The sequence below is a fragment of the Mucilaginibacter pocheonensis genome (assembly GCF_031456535.1).
GTDB lineage: Bacteria > Bacteroidota > Bacteroidia > Sphingobacteriales > Sphingobacteriaceae > Mucilaginibacter > Mucilaginibacter pocheonensis.
Genome location: NZ_JAVDUU010000003.1, coordinates 693,657 through 713,518, shown reverse-complemented (window position 1 = coordinate 713,518; position 19,862 = coordinate 693,657). Strand labels below are relative to the sequence as shown.

General features: G+C 43.4%; 8 protein-coding genes. 6 read left to right on the top strand and 2 right to left on the bottom strand.

The genetic code is table 11. The annotated features are described in order from the left end of the window. Window positions 1–185: 185 nt before the first annotated feature. From J2W55_RS16360 to J2W55_RS16335, 6 genes are all read left to right on the top strand, one after another. Complete coding sequence (locus J2W55_RS16360) at window positions 186–3,554, top strand: TonB-dependent receptor (protein ID WP_310097843.1); 3,369 nt, start codon at window positions 186–188, stop codon at window positions 3,552–3,554. 7 nt (window positions 3,555–3,561) lie between these two features. After that, window positions 3,562–5,037 (top strand): RagB/SusD family nutrient uptake outer membrane protein, encoded by a 1,476-nt coding sequence (locus J2W55_RS16355; protein WP_310097840.1) that lies wholly within the window; start codon window positions 3,562–3,564, stop codon window positions 5,035–5,037. A gap of 141 nt (window positions 5,038–5,178) precedes the next feature. Then, window positions 5,179–7,383, top strand: a complete 2,205-nt coding sequence (locus J2W55_RS16350; protein ID WP_310097837.1) for an alpha-N-acetylglucosaminidase — start codon at window positions 5,179–5,181, stop codon at window positions 7,381–7,383. A gap of 74 nt (window positions 7,384–7,457) precedes the next feature. Beyond that, window positions 7,458–10,337, top strand: coding sequence for a beta-galactosidase (locus J2W55_RS16345; protein WP_310097834.1), 2,880 nt, complete (start codon window positions 7,458–7,460; stop codon window positions 10,335–10,337). A gap of 15 nt (window positions 10,338–10,352) precedes the next feature. Next, complete coding sequence (locus J2W55_RS16340; protein WP_310097831.1) at window positions 10,353–11,480, top strand: acyltransferase family protein; 1,128 nt, start codon at window positions 10,353–10,355, stop codon at window positions 11,478–11,480. A 31-nt stretch (window positions 11,481–11,511) separates the two neighbouring features. Then, on the top strand, window positions 11,512–14,760 hold the full coding sequence (locus J2W55_RS16335; RefSeq protein WP_310097828.1) for a GH92 family glycosyl hydrolase: 3,249 nt from the start codon (window positions 11,512–11,514) through the stop codon (window positions 14,758–14,760). A gap of 90 nt (window positions 14,761–14,850) precedes the next feature. Here the strand turns inward: J2W55_RS16335 and J2W55_RS16330 are convergent, their stop codons facing one another. Both J2W55_RS16330 and J2W55_RS16325 read right to left on the bottom strand, forming a co-directional pair. Further along, complete coding sequence (locus tag J2W55_RS16330) at window positions 14,851–16,290, bottom strand: SusD/RagB family nutrient-binding outer membrane lipoprotein (protein WP_310097825.1); 1,440 nt, start codon at window positions 16,288–16,290, stop codon at window positions 14,851–14,853. A gap of 4 nt (window positions 16,291–16,294) precedes the next feature. Next, window positions 16,295–19,480, bottom strand: coding sequence for a SusC/RagA family TonB-linked outer membrane protein (locus tag J2W55_RS16325; RefSeq protein ID WP_310097822.1), 3,186 nt, complete (start codon window positions 19,478–19,480; stop codon window positions 16,295–16,297). Window positions 19,481–19,862: the final 382 nt, after the last annotated feature.

Below are 19,862 nucleotides of genomic sequence, written 5' to 3'. Positions count from 1 at the left end.
TTAACTAACCCCTTAAACTAACCGCTTATGACATTGAAAAATTACCTATCAGATTCCTGAGATCTCAAGTAAACAAGGGAAGAGCTGGCACTCCTCCCTGTAAAAACAAACAGAATTTTTATTAACAAGAGTAAGGTGTTGTAACGCAGTGCTTACTCTATCCATTAATTTTCAAAACAAATGTAATGAAAAAAACAAGAAGGGTATTTCCGCTTCAGGGTGCCCCCGTATGTCTAAAAGTTATTTTGCTGATGAAAGCAGTTTTTTTATTGATCCTGGTTACCTGTATGCAGGTTTCGGCAACAGTGTATTCTCAGCAGAAATTTACACTCAGCATTAAGCAAGCCGAAGTAAGCAGCATATTGACCAAAATTCAAAAACAAAGTGATTACCGTTTCTTTTACAACTACTCGTCCATTAAAAAACTGGGCAAGGTTGATCTTAGTGTAAAAGATGCTACTATTGATCAGGTACTGAGCGCCATTATAGATGACAAACTTTCTTATAAAATGGCTGATGATCATGTGGTTATCATTTCAAACGAAGATGACGCCAACCGGCTGGCCATAATTAAAGGAAAGGTTGTTGATAAGGCAGGCGAGGCTTTAATTGGTGTAAGCATTAAGCTGCAGGGAACCAATATTGGTGTTACCTCTGACGCTAATGGCAGTTTCAGTATCAACGCGCCTGATGATGGCGTACTGGAGCTAACTTATATTGGCTATGCCAAAAAAATAGTACCGATTGGCGGTAACCATAACCTGTCAATCACTATGGATGCCCTGCCATCGGCATTAAACGAGGTTGTGGTAGTGGGCTATGGTACCAGTAAAAAAATTGATATTACCGGTTCGGTTGCCAGTGTTAAAGGCGCCGATATCCAAAACCTGCCGGTAGCTTCGGCCGCCCAGGCTCTGGACGGACGCGCCAGCGGCGTGAATATTGTTCGTAATGATGGTTCGCCGGGCGCCGCGCCAAGTATCCGCATTCGCGGTACAGGTACCCTTAATGATGCCAATCCGCTTGTAGTAATTGATGGTGTGCCTACCAGTACCCCCGATGCATTGAGCGACGTTAACCCCAATGATATTGCCTCGGTTGACATTTTAAAGGATGCATCGGCAGCAGCTATTTATGGTACGCGTGCGGCTAACGGCGTGGTATTGGTTACTACCAAAAAGGGTAACTACAATCAAAAGCTGGTTACCAACATTAACTTTTACAACGGTTTCTCTAACACTACAAAATACCTCGACCTGTTAACCGCCCCTCAGCTTTATAATTTGAAAAGGGAACGTTACACAAACGACGGGGTTGCAATAGATGCACCATGGACCGATAACTATTATGCTACCCAAAGAACCGACTGGCAGCGCGCTATCATGAAAACGGGCCATGTAATTAACGGTGATATTAATTTGCAGGGCGGTAATGAGGTATCAAACTATTACTTCTCCACCTCGGTTTATAATGAAGATGGTATAATTGATAAAACCAACTTTAAACGCTTCAGTACACGCTTTAACTCGGAGCATAAAGTGAACCAATGGTTAAAACTGGGCGAAAATATCCAGTTAAATTATGCCAATAACGTTGGGTTTGATAACAATAACTCGCAAACAGGATTGATCTTTTCGGCCTTACGCTTTAATCCGGCTATTCCGTTGGTTAATCCCGATGGCACTTATGGCACGTCAAAAGCTTTCGCCAATCAGTTAGGTGATATTAACAGCCCTTATGCTACTATACAGGAAGCCGACAGGTTTAACAAAAAGTACCGCGCTTTGGCTAATGCCTTTGCCGAGATCACGTTTTTAAAAGAGCTGAAGCTACGTGTAAACTACGCTTATGATGGCACTTTAAACCGCAGCTACAACTTTAACATAGCCGATGTTAACCAGGCCAGGCAAAACACCGTATCGCAGCTAACCCAAACAGAAGGCGAATTATCATCTCAATTGTTAGAGTCTTTCCTTACCTATGATAAGGTGTTTGGCAAAAGTCACGTAACATTTACGGGAGGTTACTCTTACCAAAATTTTAAAACATACGGTTTTAGCGCCTGGAGGGTAGGATATGATGATACCTCGGTTGATCAGCGTGTGCTTGGTACAGGTAACAGCCAATTCAATAATAGCGCGCGTATTGAACCCTCATCATTGCAATCGGGCTTTGGCAGGTTTTTTTACGACTATGATGGCCGTTTCCTGGCTACTTTAACCTTCCGCGCGGACGGATCATCAAACTTCGCGCCGTCAAAAAGATGGGGATACTTCCCGGCATTCTCTTTGGGCTGGAGGCTCTCTAATGAACAATTTATTAAAAATATAAGCTGGATAAGCAACCTCAAATTATCTGGTGGTTACGGTGAACTTGGTAACCAGAACATAGGTCCGTTCCAGTACAATAGCCTGATAAGGCTTGGCAGTACTTATGAAAATAACGGTTACACATTTGGCGGTGTTGGTTATACAGGTGCGGCGGTTTACAGTCTTGCCAATCCTGATATTGCATGGGAGCGTACAGCCATGACCAATATTAGTTTAGACGCAGGCTTTTTAAACAACCAGTTAACCACTACATTAACATGGTTTAACAAAGACACTAAGGATATGCTTTTAGCGCCTCCGGTTGTGGGCACGGCCGGTTCAGTATCCATTCCATTCCAAAACATTGGTACCATGAACAACCGCGGTGTAGAGGTTGAAGTAAATTACCAGGGTGGCGAAAAGGTAAAATATTCTGTTGGTGCTAATGCCTCGTTCATTAAAAACAAGGTGACCAGGCTTAACGGCGAGGGAACCTTTGTGGGCGCAACAGTGTACGGTAGGTCGAGCCAGGAAATTTCCCGTACCTATCAGGGGCAGCCAATCGCCTCATTTTATGGTTGGAAAACCAATGGCTTATACCAAACACAGGCCGATATTGATAGTGATCCGGCATTGGCAAATGATTCGCGTAAGGGCAGCATCAGACCTGGTGACGTACGTTTTCTTGACTTGAATGGCGATGGACAGATTGATGGTAACGACCGTACAAACCTGGGTAACCCTAATCCTAATGTTACCGCTGGTTTACAAGGCAGCGTGTCATACAAAGGGTTTGATCTGTCAGCAAACTTTACCGGTGTATTTGGCGTAAGCCTTTATAATGCCGATAGGATGCAGGGTATCGACCCAACCTATCCGTTTAATCTTTATGCCGAAACCGAAGGCCGCTGGACAGGTCCGGGTACCAGCAATACCATTCCGCGTTTGTCGCTTGACAGAGCCAATGATAACTACCGTACATCTGATCTGTTTGTTGAAAGCGGCAGCTATGTAAGCCTCAAAAACGCCACTTTGGGTTACACCATTCCCGGTAACTGGTTGAAAAAAGCAACCATTAAAAGTGTAAGGCTTTATGCATCTGGTCAAAACCTGTTTTTTATAACCGGCTACAAAGGCTATACGCCTGAGCTGGGTTATACCAACGGTAACCTGCAAAGAGGTGTTGACGTAGCTCAATACCCATCGGTAAGAACAATAACATTTGGTGTAACAGTTAAATTATAACATCATCATGAAATCGAACAAAATATTATACACGCTTATATCACTTGCCCTTGTGGGTAGCAGCTGTAAAAAAGCGCTTGATTTAAAGCAACAGGGTGTTTACAGCTCCAGCAATTATTTTCGCAATGAAGTTGATGCCGTCAACGCAATAACCGGCATTTATAGTATTTTACCTGAAGAGGATTATATAGGGCATGCCGAATCAACTTTCGATACGCCATCTGACGATTACTGGCGCTCTGGCGACCACGGCGAAGATGAGGGAATTGAAAACCTTACCTACGACGCCTCGAACGCGGCTATCCGCTATCCGTGGAAATGGAGATATGAGGAAATTAACCGTGCCACCAACTGTATCATCAATATCCCCAAAATAACAGCTATAAGCGCCGCGGTAAAAAATCGCAGCATGGGAGAAGCTTATTTTTTAAGGGCCTTCGGTTACTGGCGTTTAATGATCATCCATGGCGATGTACCTATTATTACCGAGGCAGATTATACATCGTTAAATTTTAACGTGCCGAAATCACCCATTGAAGAGGTACGTAAACAGATAGAATCAGATTTGAAACAGGCGGTGAATTTGTTGCCCGAAAGCTATGGCCCTACCGACCGTGGCCGCGTTAGCAAAGGTACAGCGCTTGGCCTGTTAACCAAGCTTTACATGTACTGGGAAAAATTTCCTGAGGCAATTGCAACAGGCCAGCAGGTGGTTTCAAACAGCCATTATGCACTTGCTGCCAATTACCAGGATAACTTTACCCGTGCAAATGAAAACAGTACCGAATTGCTTTTCTCTATCCAGGCGGTACAAAATGTTGTTCAAAATGATTTTACGGTATATTACATTCCGCGTCCATGGGGTGGTTATGGTTTTAGCCAGCCATTGCAAGGCCTTGCCGATGAGTTTGAGGCTGGTGACCCACGCAAGCAGGCAACATTGTTAAGTGTTGGCGACAAAGTTGATCTGGGTGATGGCAAAGGACTAACTACCTTTACTGCTGATCTGTCTGCAACGGGTTATGCCTTTAAAAAATACGCGGTGTTCAATACTGAAGCAGATGGCGGCGGTGTAGACCACAGCTTCGCGGTACCGCTGATGCGTTCTGCAGATGTTTACCTTTTAGTAGCGGAGGCTTTGATCCGCACCAAAGGGGCTGGTGCCGGCGACGCCTTGATCAACCAGATCAGACACAGGGCTTCTGCTTCGTTGAAACCGGTTACAAACGCAGGCATGAAAGAGTTGATTCACGAACGCCGTGTTGAGTTGGCAGGCGAAGATCAGCGTCATCAGGATCTGATGCGCTGGGATAAGGCTAAGATTGTTGATATAGCAGCTATTTATAATCTGCCTGTATCAAAAGCACCACTTGATAAATCAAAAACAGTAACCTTTATCCGCCCTAAAAATTATTATTTCCCGCTTCCGCAGGTTGAAATTGATAAAAGTAAAGGTGTTTTAAAACAAAATCCTAACTTTTAAAGGATAATGATATAATTTGCCGGCAATCGGGATAAAATTTCTTTCAGGAGATGCTTTGTTCTGGTTGCCGGCGTTTTATACTTACTGCTCATGCCGTATCGTAAGGCTTCGTATTATATATTTTTAATCATAAACTAATAGATGAGAAAGTATTTACTTGTACTTTTGGGTTTTTCATTTTGCTTAAAAGCAAGTGCCCAGGTTGATCAAAAGGCCTCATACGCCTTTATTGAACGGGTTATTCCGGGTAAAAGCAGTTCATTCATTGTCGAAGCTATTGCACCGCAAAATGGTAAAGATGTTTTTGAGCTTGACAATAAGGACAGTAAAATTGTACTGCGGGGTAATAATGGTTTATCCATAGCATCAGCATTAAATTATTACCTTAAAACTTATTGCTTTTGCGATATCGGCTGGAATGGCACCAACCTTAATCTGCCGGCAACCTTGCCCATGGTTAAAAACAAGATACATAAAGCAACACCCTATCAATATCGTTACTATCTGAATTACTGTACTTTTAATTATTCCATGGCCTGGTGGGATTGGGACCGCTGGCAAAAAGAGATTGACTGGATGGCTTTGAACGGCATCAACCTGCCGCTGGCCATAACCGGCGAAGAAGCCGTTTGGCAAAACGTATATAAAAGCATGGGCTTTACCAATAAACAGCTTGATGAGTTTTTTAGCGGCCCTGCTTATTTTGCCTGGTTCTGGATGGGTAATATTGATGCATGGGGCGGCCCGCTGCCGCAGCATTGGATGGATACGCACAAAGAACTGCAAAAAAAGATATTAGAGCGTGAGCGCTCCTTTGGCATGAAACCCGTACTGTCCTCATTCACAGGGCACGTTCCGCCATCATTTAAAGATAAATTTCCTGGCGCCAAAGTAAAAAAAACCAACTGGGATGCCGGTTTCCCGGATGTTTATATCCTTGACCCTGATGATCCGATGTTTGAAACCATCGGTAAAAAATATATAGAAGCACAAACAAAGGAATTTGGTACTGATCACCTTTATTCTGCCGATACTTTTAATGAGAACGTACCGCCAACCAATGATTCCACCTATCTGAGCGGTATGAGTAAAAAAGTGTTTAACTCCATGGCTGCTGCCGATCCTAAAGCTATTTGGGTGATGCAGGGCTGGATGTTTCATTACAACAACAAATTCTGGCAGCCGCAGCAAATTAAAGCCTTATTAAACGCGGTACCTGATGAGCAGATGATCGTTTTAGATCTGTACAGCGATGCGCACCCGGTATGGAACCGCACCGAAGCTTACTACGGTAAACCCTGGATCTGGAGCATGCTGCAAAATTTCGGAGGCAATATTAGCCTATTTGGCCGCATGCGCCACGTTGCGGCCGATCCTGCAATAGCCCTGCATGACCCCGAATCAAAAAATATGCGGGGCATAGGCATCACCCCCGAAGGTATTGAACAAAACCCAGCCCTGTTTGCGTTAATGCTGGAAAACGTATGGACTGATACACCGGTTGACGCGGATAAATGGCTGGTTAACTATGCTCAAAGGCGTTATAGCCAAAGCAACGGTCAGATAAATGAGGCATGGCACATATTGCTGAATACTGTGTACTCAGGCGGCCTTACCGAGGGCGGCCCGGAATCCATCATTGTTGCCCGGCCAACGTTGAAAAAGACCATAGACAGGGTACTAACCAAACTGGACTATGACCCTGCACAACTGGTTAAAGCCTGGGGTTTATTTATCCAAGCGGCCGATAGTCTGAAACAAAGCGATGGCTTTCAGTACGATCTGGTAGATATTACCCGCCAGGTACTCGCAAATTACGCGGGACCGTTGCAGCAAAAAATGGCAGAGGCTTACAATAACAAGGATAAAGAGCACTTTGAGCAATATAGTACAGCGTTTTTGCAACTGATGGACGACATGGACGCCTTGCTAAGTACCCGTAAGGATTTTTTATTAGGTAAATGGATCAGCGAAGCACGGGCTAACGGAGTGACCGAAAAGGAAAAGAACCTGTATGAGTTTAACGCCCGCGACCTGGTTACCCTTTGGGGTGATAAAGAAAGTGGGCTAAGGGAGTACTCCAACCGTCAATGGGCGGGGCTCATCAAAGGCTACTATAAACCACGTTGGGTAATGTTTTTTAACCAGTTAAATAAAGATTTGTCGGCTGGGACTGCATTTGACGAAAAAGCCTTTGATCAACAGGTAAAAAACTGGGAATGGCAATGGGTAAACAAACATGATAATGCTTATCCAAATACGGTTAACGGTAATTCGGTAGAAAAAGCTAAACAACTATTTGAGAAATATAATGGCATAATTCAGCAAGCCTATAGTAAGCAGTAATGAACAGGCGCAACTATATTATTCTTTTAATTATTGTTCTGGCGGTTTTCAGTAACAAGGTTTACAGCCAGGCAATGAATGATCATATATTCCCCGCGCAGGCTTCGGCTAAGCCATTTATAAATTTTGACAGCAAAGGGTTCTTAATTAATGGTAAACGTACATTCCTGGTTTCGGCCGGTCTGGAGTATGCCCGGGTGCCACGTCAGTTATGGTATGACCGTTTGCTGCGTTTAAAACGCGCGGGTTTTAATTGTGTGGAGATTTATACCTTATGGAATTACCATGAGCCGCAGGAAGGTAAGTTCAACTTTACAGGCGACCACGATCTTAACGCGTTTTTGAATATGGTTAAAAGCCTGGGTATGTATGCCATAGTTCGTGTCGGGCCATATTATTGCGCCGAGTGGGATATGGGCGGTTATCCGGTATGGCTAAAATTTAAGCCGGGCTTAAGGGTAAGGGAAGATAACGCTGAATTTGAAAAATTTGTTGATCGCTTTTTTGATAGGCTTTTACCTATTGTATGCGGCCAGCAGATTAACAAAGGTGGCCCGGTAATCATGGTTCAGCTGGAAAACGAGCACAATGAAGGCTGGGGAACAGTAACGCCAAATAATTACTTTAGGCATTTGCAAAGTAAGGCTTTGGATATGGGCCTGCAGGTTCCATACTTTTTCAGTGGTCTTCACCATTCAAGTGACCCTGCCGGCGATGATATACTGGACGATCCAAAACGCCCCAATCCTTGGTTCTCTACAGAGTTTTGGAGCGTATGGTATTCCCAATACGGCGCAAAGCCTGCCGATTCGGCTGTGTATAGCAGGCGCACCTGGAAAATAATAGCGCATGGTGGCGGCGGCTACAATTATTATATGGCACATGGCGGGTCAAACTTTGGATATACCAATAATGATGAAGACGCGGCCTCTTATGATTATGGAACGGCCGTTGGGCAGGCAGGCGATCTCCGCCCTGTTTATTATGCTTTTAAACGTGCCGCAACATTCGCGCGCGGCTTTCAGGATATATTAGAGAACAGTATTGATGCTGCCTCGTCGTATAAAAATATAACTGCTGGTCATGATCTGAAAATTACGGCACGATCCGGCGCAGGCGGTGATCTTATCTTTCTGGATAACCCCGGAACCAATTCAATTAAAGCTACCGTTAGTGTTGACACCACAATACCCACATCTAACGTAACAATAGCCCCCGGCGAAATTTATCCGCTGGTGCATAATTTTAGTATTAGTAAAGCAATTAAGCTTAACTGGGCGCTTACGCGTATATACGGATTGGTAAAACAAGGCAGCACCACAACTATTCTGGTTGAAACCAGGAAGGACAATCCTACGTCGCTTTTTTTTAAGGTAAGTGCAAAGCCAACCCTCATTAAAGGAAAAGATAGTTTTAAAGTAGCCGGTAGTACTATCTATTTAGTAACTCCGCCGCGGGAAACAAATAAACCGGCAGAGTACATCTTTGAAGTTTCAGGTCAGCGTGTCCGTGTTTTAGCAATGAGCTCAAAGGATATGGATAAAACCTGGCTTGTAGAGCAACCGGGAACCAATATTATTGTCAACGGTGCTTCATACCTTGGAGAAGTGAAGGAGCAGAATAAACAGCTACTGGCAAATGCAGAATATCCTTTGTTGGCTAAAAAAGACGGGGAGATCAGGGTATACGCAGAAAAGTTATCTTCCACATTAAGCCCTGTTTATCATGATATTGCAAGTTCAATTTCAACTATTAATTTATCTCCATGGCAAAACAAAAATGCGATGGTTTATGCCGAAACTGGTTATAATGATAAAAACTGGTTCAGTTCGGCCAATCCCATGCAAATGGGAGCTGATTGTAATACCACTGCCGATGCGTGGTACCGCACTCAATTAAACATACCATCCTCAGGTAAATATACCATGCAGGTTGATGGCGGCGACCGTGCTACCGCCTTTATTGATGGCAAGCAGGCCGTTCGCTGGAAGGTGAGGAATGGTGAGGTAACGTTTGATATAGAAAAAGGCAGGCATACCCTGGCAGTATTTACCGCGCATGATGGCCGGGATAAACTGCCTACCTATCAGGGGATAATTACTGATGTGGATAAAAAAGGTTTATCAGGGCAGGTGCTGCTAAAAAAGGGAGGTCCTTTTATCAGTAGCGCTGCTAACTGGTATTTTATAAAGGCCGCCAAAGCAGAAGACGTAAAAGGCAATATACCTGTATTTGATACTGTTAGCTGGAAAAAATACGCCATTGGTGATGATGTATTTGACAAGCACGAAGGTTTTGGCTGGTTTCAAACCATTATTCCCGTCCCCGGGGGTAATCCTTCAAAATTGGTCATCAATTTCAGAAGCGTTGATGAAGATGCTACCGTGTTTGTTAATGGTAAACGGGTAGCGGGCCACAAAGGGTGGAACTCGCCGTTTCAAGTTGAAATTAATGACGCAGAAATACTTAAAAAGCCTATTGCCCTCACTTTATTTATAGAAAATTACTCAAATGAGGGTGGGATAGATCAGCCCGTAAAAATAAACAGCATTGGCGCTGCTGAGGTATTAACAGGCTGGAAAATGTTGGGCGGTCCCGGTGATCCTGATGCAGCCAATGGCTGGAACAAAATGGCTTTAAAAACAACATTTGCAGGTCCGCAATTTTTCCGTTCACAGTTCTCCGTTCCCCGGCAAAAAGGGATACACCTGATTTGGCGCGTACATACCGACGGACTGAGTTATGGCTCGGTATGGGTAAATGGTCATAACCTGGGCCGTTACCCCGAAAAAATTGGCAACATTGGCATGTATATACCCGAGTGCTGGTTAAAAGCTGGCCTAAACCAATTGGTGATATATGACGAAAACGGTAACCGCCCCGATAAGGTGCGAGTAATAACCGAAAAAGAAGCCGGCAGAATAACCTATAAAATACAAACAGCTATTCATTAAACACTAAAATATAACATGGCCCTATCCAAAGACAGATTTATAACACTCGACATTTTCAGGGGGATGACGATATGTTTCATGATCATTGTGAACGCCCCAGGTTCGGGTGCGCTGCAATGGGTCCCGCTTGATCATGCCGCCTGGTTTGGTTTTACACCTACCGATCTGGTTTTTCCTTCTTTTCTTTTCGCGGTGGGCAACGCGCTCAGTTTCTCCAAAAATAAATTTGAAAACAACAGCGCCTTTCTACAGAAAATAGGCAAGCGTACCCTGATCATATTTTTACTGGGGTACCTTATGTACTGGTTCCCTTTTGTACACCGTGAGGCTGGGGGATGGGCGTTTAATCCGCTGGGCAATACCCGTATTATGGGAGTTTTGCAACGTATTGCGCTTTGTTATTTTTTCGGGTCGCTTATTGTACACTACTGTTCAAAAAGGACAGCCATCATAATTTCGGTTGTGCTTTTATTAGGCTATTGGATATTCTTACTATTGCTTGGCGAACCCGGAAAAGAATTAACCATGTTGGGCAATGCCGGTACAAAGCTTGATATTTTAATTATGGGCAACGCACATTTATACCATGACAAAGGCGGTCCTATAGCTTTTGACCCCGAAGGTTTGTTAAGTACTTTACCGGCCATTGTAAATGTGATAGCCGGTTACCTGGCGGGGGCATATATACAGCGTAAGGGGCGCAATTATGAGTCCGTAGCTAAACTATTAATCGCTGGGGCTTGCCTTATTGGTATAGGGTTGTTTTGGGCACAGTTTTTTCCATTGGCCAAAAAATTATGGACGAGCACGTTCACCCTGCTTACCATTGGTATTGATCTGGTGATCATTGGCATACTGGTTTATATTATCGAAATAAAGAATATCCGGCGGGGCACCAATTTTTTCCTGGTGTTTGGCCGTAACTCACTGGCTATTTACCTGTTGTCGGAGTTACTGTTCACTGTGATATCAACCATTTGGGTAAAACCCAACTTGAGTTTTTATGATTGGATAAACCGGGTGTTTTATCAGCCGCTTTTTCCGGGTGCGTTGGGCACATTGGTTTTTGCATTATGCTATATGATGCTTTGCTGGTTTGTGGGCTACCTCATGGATAAAAGAAAGATCTATATTAAAATATAAGTTAAGGATGTACAAAACGTTTTATGGGCTAATGAAATATGCCATATTGCTGTTAGTAATTGTGGCATATAAAAATAGTTATGCCCAGCGCAGGTCGCCCGTTTCCTATGTAAACCCATTTATAGGCACAACCAAAAGCAGTTCGCTTACCCGTTGGGGTAGTGATGGCGGCACTTATCCCGGCGCGGTGGCGCCCGCTGGTTTTATACAAATAAGTCCCGAAACCCGAATCAGGGGTTACAACTATGCCGATTCATCTGTTTATTATTTTAGTTGTTTTGGGCATTATAGCGGTTTCCCGGTAGGTTCGGCGGGTAATTTGTTTATTATGCCACTAAGCGGAGAAAAACAATTTGAAGTTGGAAAATACAGCAGCCGTTTTTCGCACCGCAATGAAATAACGCGGCCGGGTTATTATAAAGTTAAATTCAGCGATAATAACATTATTACAGAAGCCAGTGCCGCTACACGTACGGGTATTATGCGGTTTACGTTCCCGGCAAAAATAAAGGCACAGTTGTTTATTGGCAATGCCGGCGACATTACGGTTCTTTCAGGGCGTTTGCTGCATGGCGCTGCTCTGAATACTGTAATTAATTTTAGTGAGGATTATGCCGGTAAGAAACAAGTAAAAGACGGCTATATTTTTACGTTTAAAAACAACGGCTCCGGGCCAAAGGTTATCCAAATTAAGCTAAGCACATCTACAGTAAGTTTTGCCGGGGCGCAAAATAATATCGACACGGAAACAGGCAAACTAAGTTTCGAAGCATTTACCAGGCAAACAGCAAATGAATGGGCAAAACAACTGTCGGCTGTTGATATAAGCGATAGCAGCGAAACCAATAAAACCATATTTTATACAGCACTTTATCATTCGCTCCTGATCCCATGGGTAGTTTCTGATGTCGACGGAAATTACCGGGGAGAGGACGGCGCTATTCATCATGCGAGCGGAAAATGCCAGTATGGCGGTTTTTCTCCCTGGGATACCTTCCGGTCCCTGCACCCGTTACTAACGCTTTTGTATCCTCAAAAGCAAAAAGATATTGTTTTATCCATGCTGGATATTTATAAGCAAACCGGTCATTTGCCTACCGAAAGCATGACCGGCAACCACGCGATACCTATTATTGTGGATGCTTATCTTAAGGGAATCACCGGTTTTGATAAAGCACTGGCCTACAAAGCCATGAAAAGTAACATTGTTGATTCGCCATTTGTGCAGAAAGATATGGGCATATACCACCGGATGAACTATGTACCCTATACCAATTCTGAGTCGGTTACCCGTACGGTAGAGTATGCTTATGATGATTGGGCTTTATCGCAATATGCAAAGCTGGTAATGAAAAACGAAACCGACTACCAGCTTTTGTGGCAAAGAGGGTTCAATTACCACAAACTGTTTCATCCGGCAGACTTATTTTTACTACCACGATCGGGTAGCGATTTTAAGATAAACCCGGCAATGTCAGGCTATAAAGAGGGGGATAAATGGATATATTCCTACTTTGTACCGCATAATGCCAAAGACCTGGTAAACTTAATGGGGGGTAACGAAGCGTTCGCCAATCGCTTGGATTCTGCTTTAAGAAACAAGGTTATACTATTTGATAATGAAACGGTTATACATTTACCGTATCTGTTTAATACCGCCGGCCGGCCCGACCTTACCCAGGCATGGTGCCGGGACATCATGTTAACAAGGTATAAAAACAGTCCCGATGGTTTACCCGGCAATGATGACCTGGGGGCAATGTCAAGCACTTATGTTTTCAACGCGTTGGGGATATTTCCGGTAACTCCCGGCAGGCCTGAATACGCAATAGGTTCGCCGTTGTTTAAAAGTGTAAAATTGCATCTGGCCAATAACAAAACTCTGGTGATTGAAAGTGAGAATCAATCTGCAGCCAATGGCTTTGTAAATTCATTAGCCGTTAATGGCCGTGATTATGAAAAGCTGATAATACCTCATTCCTTAATTGCAGGGGGCGGCACACTGAAGTTTGTTATGGGTAATAAACCTAATAGCTGGCCTTTGGATAAAGACCCTGTCGAATTATCTGAAACGAAAGCCCCGGTGGATATAGCGCTGTTAAAATATAACCTTGCGAAAAACAGGATAGAACCCAACGAGTCTTTATGGATCCGGTTTTCATTGAAAAACAATGGCTCAACAGGCACAAAAAATATACAGCTATTTGCCGATGGTAAAAAGGTAGCCGCAAAAAATGTTCTGGTAACCGGGGGAGAAACTTTAACAGACTCTATAAGCTGCAGATTATATCCTTTGGGTAAGGTAACTATAGGGCTGGAAAACACTGGTGGTACAGTGGTTGAAGTTATTGACCCTGCCGAACCGGTAAAAGTCCCGTTTGAAATATCAGCCATCACCTTTAAGCCGCTCATACATCAAAATGATGAGCAATTAATAAGCTTTACTGTTAAAAACATTACAGGCAGGGATCAGTCATTTATGATACCGGTAAAAGTGAACGACTCCCTTTTATATACAGATCATTTACAGCTTGCCCCGGGAGAAATTAAAACCGTTGATCATCGTTTTAATATCGCAGCATCTGGGATTAAACAGCTTGCTATCAGTAATATAACATCAATATATAAAGTATTTAATGACGATGCAGGATCGTTATTGCTTGATCTTTCGCTTGTTGAAAAAAATAATGACCGGCTTATTGCCGACAAGTCTGGTTTTGGGAATGATGCCCATATCATCGGTTCAAAACAAGTTAAAGTAACGGATAGAAAACAGTTGCTGCTTGGGGATGATTGTTTTGTTGAAGTACCCAATGCCCGAAGCCTTGACAACATGGGTCAAACTATTACCATGATGGCATGGGTTTACCCGGAAGGGCAGGAAACCGGACTGGTTGATATGTTAACTAAAGGTGATACCCATGTTTTGCAAATGGGTGCCAATAAAACGCTTACCTTTTTTGCCGGTGGCTGGGGCAGGGGCGACTGTACTGTAAACTTGCCGCAAAACTGGAAACAGCACTGGCATCATATAGCCGGTGTATGTAATGGCAACCTTTTGGCTGTTTATATTGACGGCAAATTGTGCGGCACATCAACCGTTGAGGGACCTGTTAATTTATCGGTAGCTAATAAATGGCAGATAGGTCGCAATGAAGAGTTCCCGTCAGAAAGGATATTTCATGGCTATATGGATAATATAAAAGTTTACGCGCAGCCATTAACCGCTAAGGAGATCATATCAGTGTTTAATAATGAACAGCCCGATTTTAAAAATTAAATTGATCAAGCTGATTGCGATCGGTAATACAGATATCATAATAACAACAAAGGCCGCTCATTGCGGCCTTTGTTGTTATTATAGCTTCTTTTAGTTCACATCAAACCAAAGCCTGGTGGTTAACACGTCGGCACCCTGATGGGCAACGGCGGCTTTGTAGCTGGTTCCATTAAGGGATTGTTCTGTTCCCGGGTAAATAAACCTGACAGGCATTTTTTCGTTCAGCGCGCCTGCAACGGCCGGTTGTAGCTGCGGATAATCTAAACGGCGCCATTCGGCAAACGCCTCAAGGCCCTGGCCAAATAAAGCTATCCATTTTTGATTGCCAATGGATTTTTTGAAATTTGAAGCATCATATTGAACCGCCGCGGAGTTAACATAGGTAGAAATGTCGGTATCGGTAATTCCATATTGCTTTAATGATGCTTGTATGGCCTGTGTATAAAGTGCGGCGGCGTTTCCGGCAATAAAACCACGGGCTACAGCTTCGGCCTGATCAAACAATACTTCGGCGTAACTGATGATCACAGCCGGTGCTTTAGGCGCCAGGAAATAGGTACCTGGTTTTGATGTTTTGGTGAAGCCCAGGCTGCTGGCATCACCAACCAGTAAGCCATTAGGTATGCCTACATAGGTTTTTGGTGTTGGGTCCTTAGTAGGACTGGCATAAACAGGCAGCCGCGGGTCTTTTAATTCAAATAGCTTGTCAACAATTGTTTTACTGATACGGTAATCATCACGGGTATCAAACAAATTACTGATGGGGTTCTGGTTAGGAGAGGCGTCATAAAGCACTTGTGCTATCTCGCCGTTTGAACTGATATATCCGCTGCCTTCAGCCTGTATATCGGCTAACACCTGTTTGGCCTTGTCTGGTTCACGATCTGCAATGCGAAGCGCTATACGTAGGCGCAGGGAGTTGGCAAACTTTTTCCATGAAGTAATATTGTTGCCGTAAATAACGTCGCCCAAAATGGCTTTGCCCGATGGATCAAGCGATGCCTGTGCCGCTTTCAAATCATCAAGCAAGGCAAAATAAACATCTTTTTGCGCATCATATGCCGGCGTTAAAAACTCGTCGATATTGATAGATTGTTTATAAGGTATATCACCATACTGATCTGTAAGCAGTGTAAACACCCATGAACGCAGCACCAATGCAACACCTTTATAGTTAGGAGTGGCCTGTGCGTCGGCCAGTGCAATGATCTTGTTGAGGTTAACTATCCCTTTTGAATAACCAATTGTCCACAGGTCCTGAAACGACCCATTGGTGTAAATATACCTGTCGGGGTCTGTATATTGTATCTTGGCCCAGTATTGTACAAAAAGCAGGCTGGCATCCATGTTGTTGGCTGTTCCCCAATATGTATCGGCCGTATTTTTTATGGCTGCGGTAAGCAAATAATCTGGCTGCGGGTTTTGTGTTGCATTTGGGTTTTGGTTAATATCAACCAGTTCTTTTTTGCAGGATGCTAATGAAAGCGATATTGCACCTGATAGTAATATGAATATATATTTGATTTTCATGATCTTAGAATTTAAGGTTAATATTAAAACCAATGTTGCGCACGGTTGGCAGTGTTAAGTCTTCCAGGCCTTGTCCGTTGCCGGTATTGAAAGCGGTTTCAGGATCAATGTTTGGCGCGTTTTTATGAATGATCAACAGGTTACGGCCAACAACAGCTACTGATGCACCTTCAAAACCTATACGTTTTGCCCATTTTTGAGGCACAGTGTAGCCCAGTTTTATTTCCCGTAATTTAACGTATGACGCGCTATAAACAAATGGCTCATCGGCATTGGTCAGTGCCTTATAATATGCCTGAGCCGATAAAATAGTATTGTTTTTGCTGCCATCACTCTTTGCACCGTTAAAAATAATACCGTCATGATAAATAGTTTCGCCGTTAGGACCGGCAGTTCCGGTAAAAGGCACCGCAGTGGCCGATGAAGAGTTACCAGGCAGGTAATAGCTTATACCGCCATTCTTGGCGCCGCGGCCAGGCAGGGTAGACGCCAGGATACCGGTGTAGGTACCTGTACTGTTTGTACCAGAGTAAATTGAGCCGCCTATATGGGCATCAATCAACACACTCAGGTTTATGCCTTTGTATGTGAAACTGTTGTTTATGCTACCCAGCCAGTTTGGCGTATATTTACCCAGGTATTTTTGGTCGGGATCAACAACTGGCGTTCCGTCGGCCGCTATAACAACCCGACCACTTGCATCACGCTGAAAAGAGCTGCCGTAAATGGAACCATAAGGTTTCCCTACAGCTGCCAACACTTGTACATTGCCATCAGATCCTAATATATAGCTCTGCAGCCTGTTTTCTCTGTCTAAAGAAACAACCTTACTTTTGTTACGCGAGTAATTTACATTTACATCCCAGCTAAAGTCTTTTAGTTTTACAGGTGTTAAGCCCAACTGAACCTCTAAGCCTTTATTGTTAATGGTACCGCCGTTAATCAGCTTTTGGCTGTAGCCCGTTGTTGGGCTTACCAGAACTTTGATAATTTGATTGATACTGTTGGTGTTATAAACGCTGGCATCTAAACGGATCCTGTCATTAAAAAAGCCCAGTTCAAAACCGGCCTCTGCAGAGGTTGTTGTTTCAGGCTTTAAATTGGGATTGAGCTGTACATTATTGGCGCTTTGCTGCGGATTGCCAAGAAAAGGAGCCGTAAAATCATAAGTGTTGATCAGGTTATAAGGATCTGTAGCCTTACCTACCTTTGACCACCCACCACGTAATTTAGCATAGCTCAGGATATCGCTTCTAATATCCAATGCTTCTGACAGTACCAAACTTCCGTTAACAGAAGGGTAGAAGTATGATAAACTTGCCCTTGGGAGGGTAGATGACCAGTCGTTACGCGCGGTAACGTTGATGAAAGCATAATTCCTGAAACCTATTTGTCCGGATGCAAAGTAGCTGTATATTTTAGACTTTGCATAATAGTTTGACGATATGAGCGGATCGCGTGAATTGCTGAGTGTATACAAACCGCTTACCGCTAATTTTGGCGCTTTTTGGTCATTTTGTTCAAATGTATTCACCCTGATATTACCACCTATCAACGCGTCGATAGAAAAATCATCGTTTAATTTTTTGGTGTATTGTAACCGGCCTTCGGTGTTGGTTTCGGTAACGTCATAGGCATCTTCTTCGTACGAGCCAAATGGTGTACCGTTGGTGCCGTAGGCAATTTTAATTTTACGCCTGTCATTATAATAATCGGTACCCGTACGGAAATTGGCCGACAAGCCGTCAATAATTTTATAGTTCAGCTCGGCACTACCTATAAAACGGTTGCGGGTTTGGCCTACCGTGTTTTCATAAGCCAAAAAGTAAGGGTTGCTGTAGTAACTATTGTTCCAGTTAAAGGTGTTGCCGTTAGCGTCCCTGTAATTTCTTAGCTGGCTGATATCAACCTGCCTGCCAAACCAGGTAAATTGCAGCATGGTACTGGTTGATCTTTTGCCACCGGAGCCGGGTAAATTGCCTGCGTCATCCTTAATATAGTTAGCAATAGTAGTTAATGTTAATTTAGGTGTTAATTTATAAGTGCCGTTCAATAAAAATGAATTACGCCCTTGTGAGGTGTTTGGTATAACCCCCGTTTTATGAAGGTTGTTATAAGACAGGCGAAAATCGTATTTATCGCCAGAGCTTGCCAGTGATACACCATTATTTAAAGTAACCCCGGTTTTAAAGAAACTGCTTACATTATCCGGATGCGCTATAAATGGCACGGGTTTGCCATTTGAATTGAACTGGGGGATAAGTGAGCCGTCCAACGCGGGGCCCCAGCTTTCGTCAACACCGTCATTAACGCCGCCGCCTTTACCATCAACATAGCTGAACTGCCCATTGGAACCCTGCCCGTATTCGTTTTGGTATTTGGGCAGACCTAATAAGCTCGAGAACGATGTATTTGAATTGATGGTAACGCCCAGGCCTTTGACACCTTTGCCCGTTTTTGTTTTTATTAAAATTACACCATTAGCGGCTCTTGAACCATACAGCGCCGCCGCATTGGGCCCTTTTAGTACCGATATGGATTCAATATCCTCGGAGTTAATATCAGATATTGGGTTGGCAAAATCCCTTGAGCCGCCGGTACCTAACCGTTGTGTGTTATCAACCGGTAAGCCATCTATTACAAACAAGGGCTGGTTATCATTAGCAATGGAGGTTTCGCCGCGAATGATGATACGCGATGATCCCATATCACCCTGGCTGCTGGTAACATTTACACCGGCTATTTTACCCGAAAGTGCATTTACCAGGTTGGTTTCTTTGGCCTCAGATATATCTTTTGATTTTAATCCCTGGACAGCATAACCCAGTGATTTTTTATCTTTTGATATGTTCAAGGCTGTAATCACCACCTCATTCAAAGAGTTGGCCAGTTCATCAAGCGTTATCTGAAGCGTGGTTTCGTTTTGAGTAACAGGTATTTCTTTGGGAGTAAAGCCAATGTAAGTTATTCTTATTACATCGTTCACTTTGGCGTTTATGGTAAATTTACCCTCATTGTTGGTTTGTGCTCCGTTGGTTGTACCTTTTACAGAAACACTTACACCGGGCAGGGGCAGTCCGTCAGACTTGGCGGTCACCACCCCGCTTATTTTAACTGATTGTGCGGCAACAGTTTGGACGAAAATAATAGGCAATAGTATTGCCAGCAATAATTTGTAGTTTTTAAACATGGTAATAGATCGTAAAGTGGTTAATAGTACCAGATACAGTATTTAAAAGACGATCAGTTAATAATAGTTAGCGGGTATTATACCCGGCTGCTTATAATGCCCTGTAAAATTGTAAAGGTTGATTATTGATATTGTTTATAGCTAATGCAAAGCATTAAAACGCCTTTAACAATTTACTTTTAGCAGCAACAATGCCTTGTTTGCATTCGGGCGGCAGCATTGCGGGTAGCAGATTGCAGAGAATAATAATTGTTTAAGAAGATGGTGTTAAGCGTACTTTGTGTTTTCATGTACTGTGATATATTTATAAATGTAGATTGTGGATGCACTTGCTGTTATAATGCTGGTTCTGTTACACGGAAGCCGGCAGACGATTTTTTAA

Coding starts and splice junctions, on each gene's coding strand:
- J2W55_RS16340 (WP_310097831.1), top strand. CDS start 10,353: ATGGCCCTATCCAAAGACAGATTTATAACACTCGACATTTTCAGGGGG.
- J2W55_RS16335 (WP_310097828.1), top strand. CDS start 11,512: ATGAAATATGCCATATTGCTGTTAGTAATTGTGGCATATAAAAATAGT.
- J2W55_RS16325 (WP_310097822.1), bottom strand. CDS start 19,480: ATGTTTAAAAACTACAAATTATTGCTGGCAATACTATTGCCTATTATT.
- J2W55_RS16330 (WP_310097825.1), bottom strand. CDS start 16,290: ATGAAAATCAAATATATATTCATATTACTATCAGGTGCAATATCGCTT.
- J2W55_RS16355 (WP_310097840.1), top strand. CDS start 3,562: ATGAAATCGAACAAAATATTATACACGCTTATATCACTTGCCCTTGTG.
- J2W55_RS16345 (WP_310097834.1), top strand. CDS start 7,458: ATGAATGATCATATATTCCCCGCGCAGGCTTCGGCTAAGCCATTTATA.
- J2W55_RS16350 (WP_310097837.1), top strand. CDS start 5,179: ATGAGAAAGTATTTACTTGTACTTTTGGGTTTTTCATTTTGCTTAAAA.
- J2W55_RS16360 (WP_310097843.1), top strand. CDS start 186: ATGAAAAAAACAAGAAGGGTATTTCCGCTTCAGGGTGCCCCCGTATGT.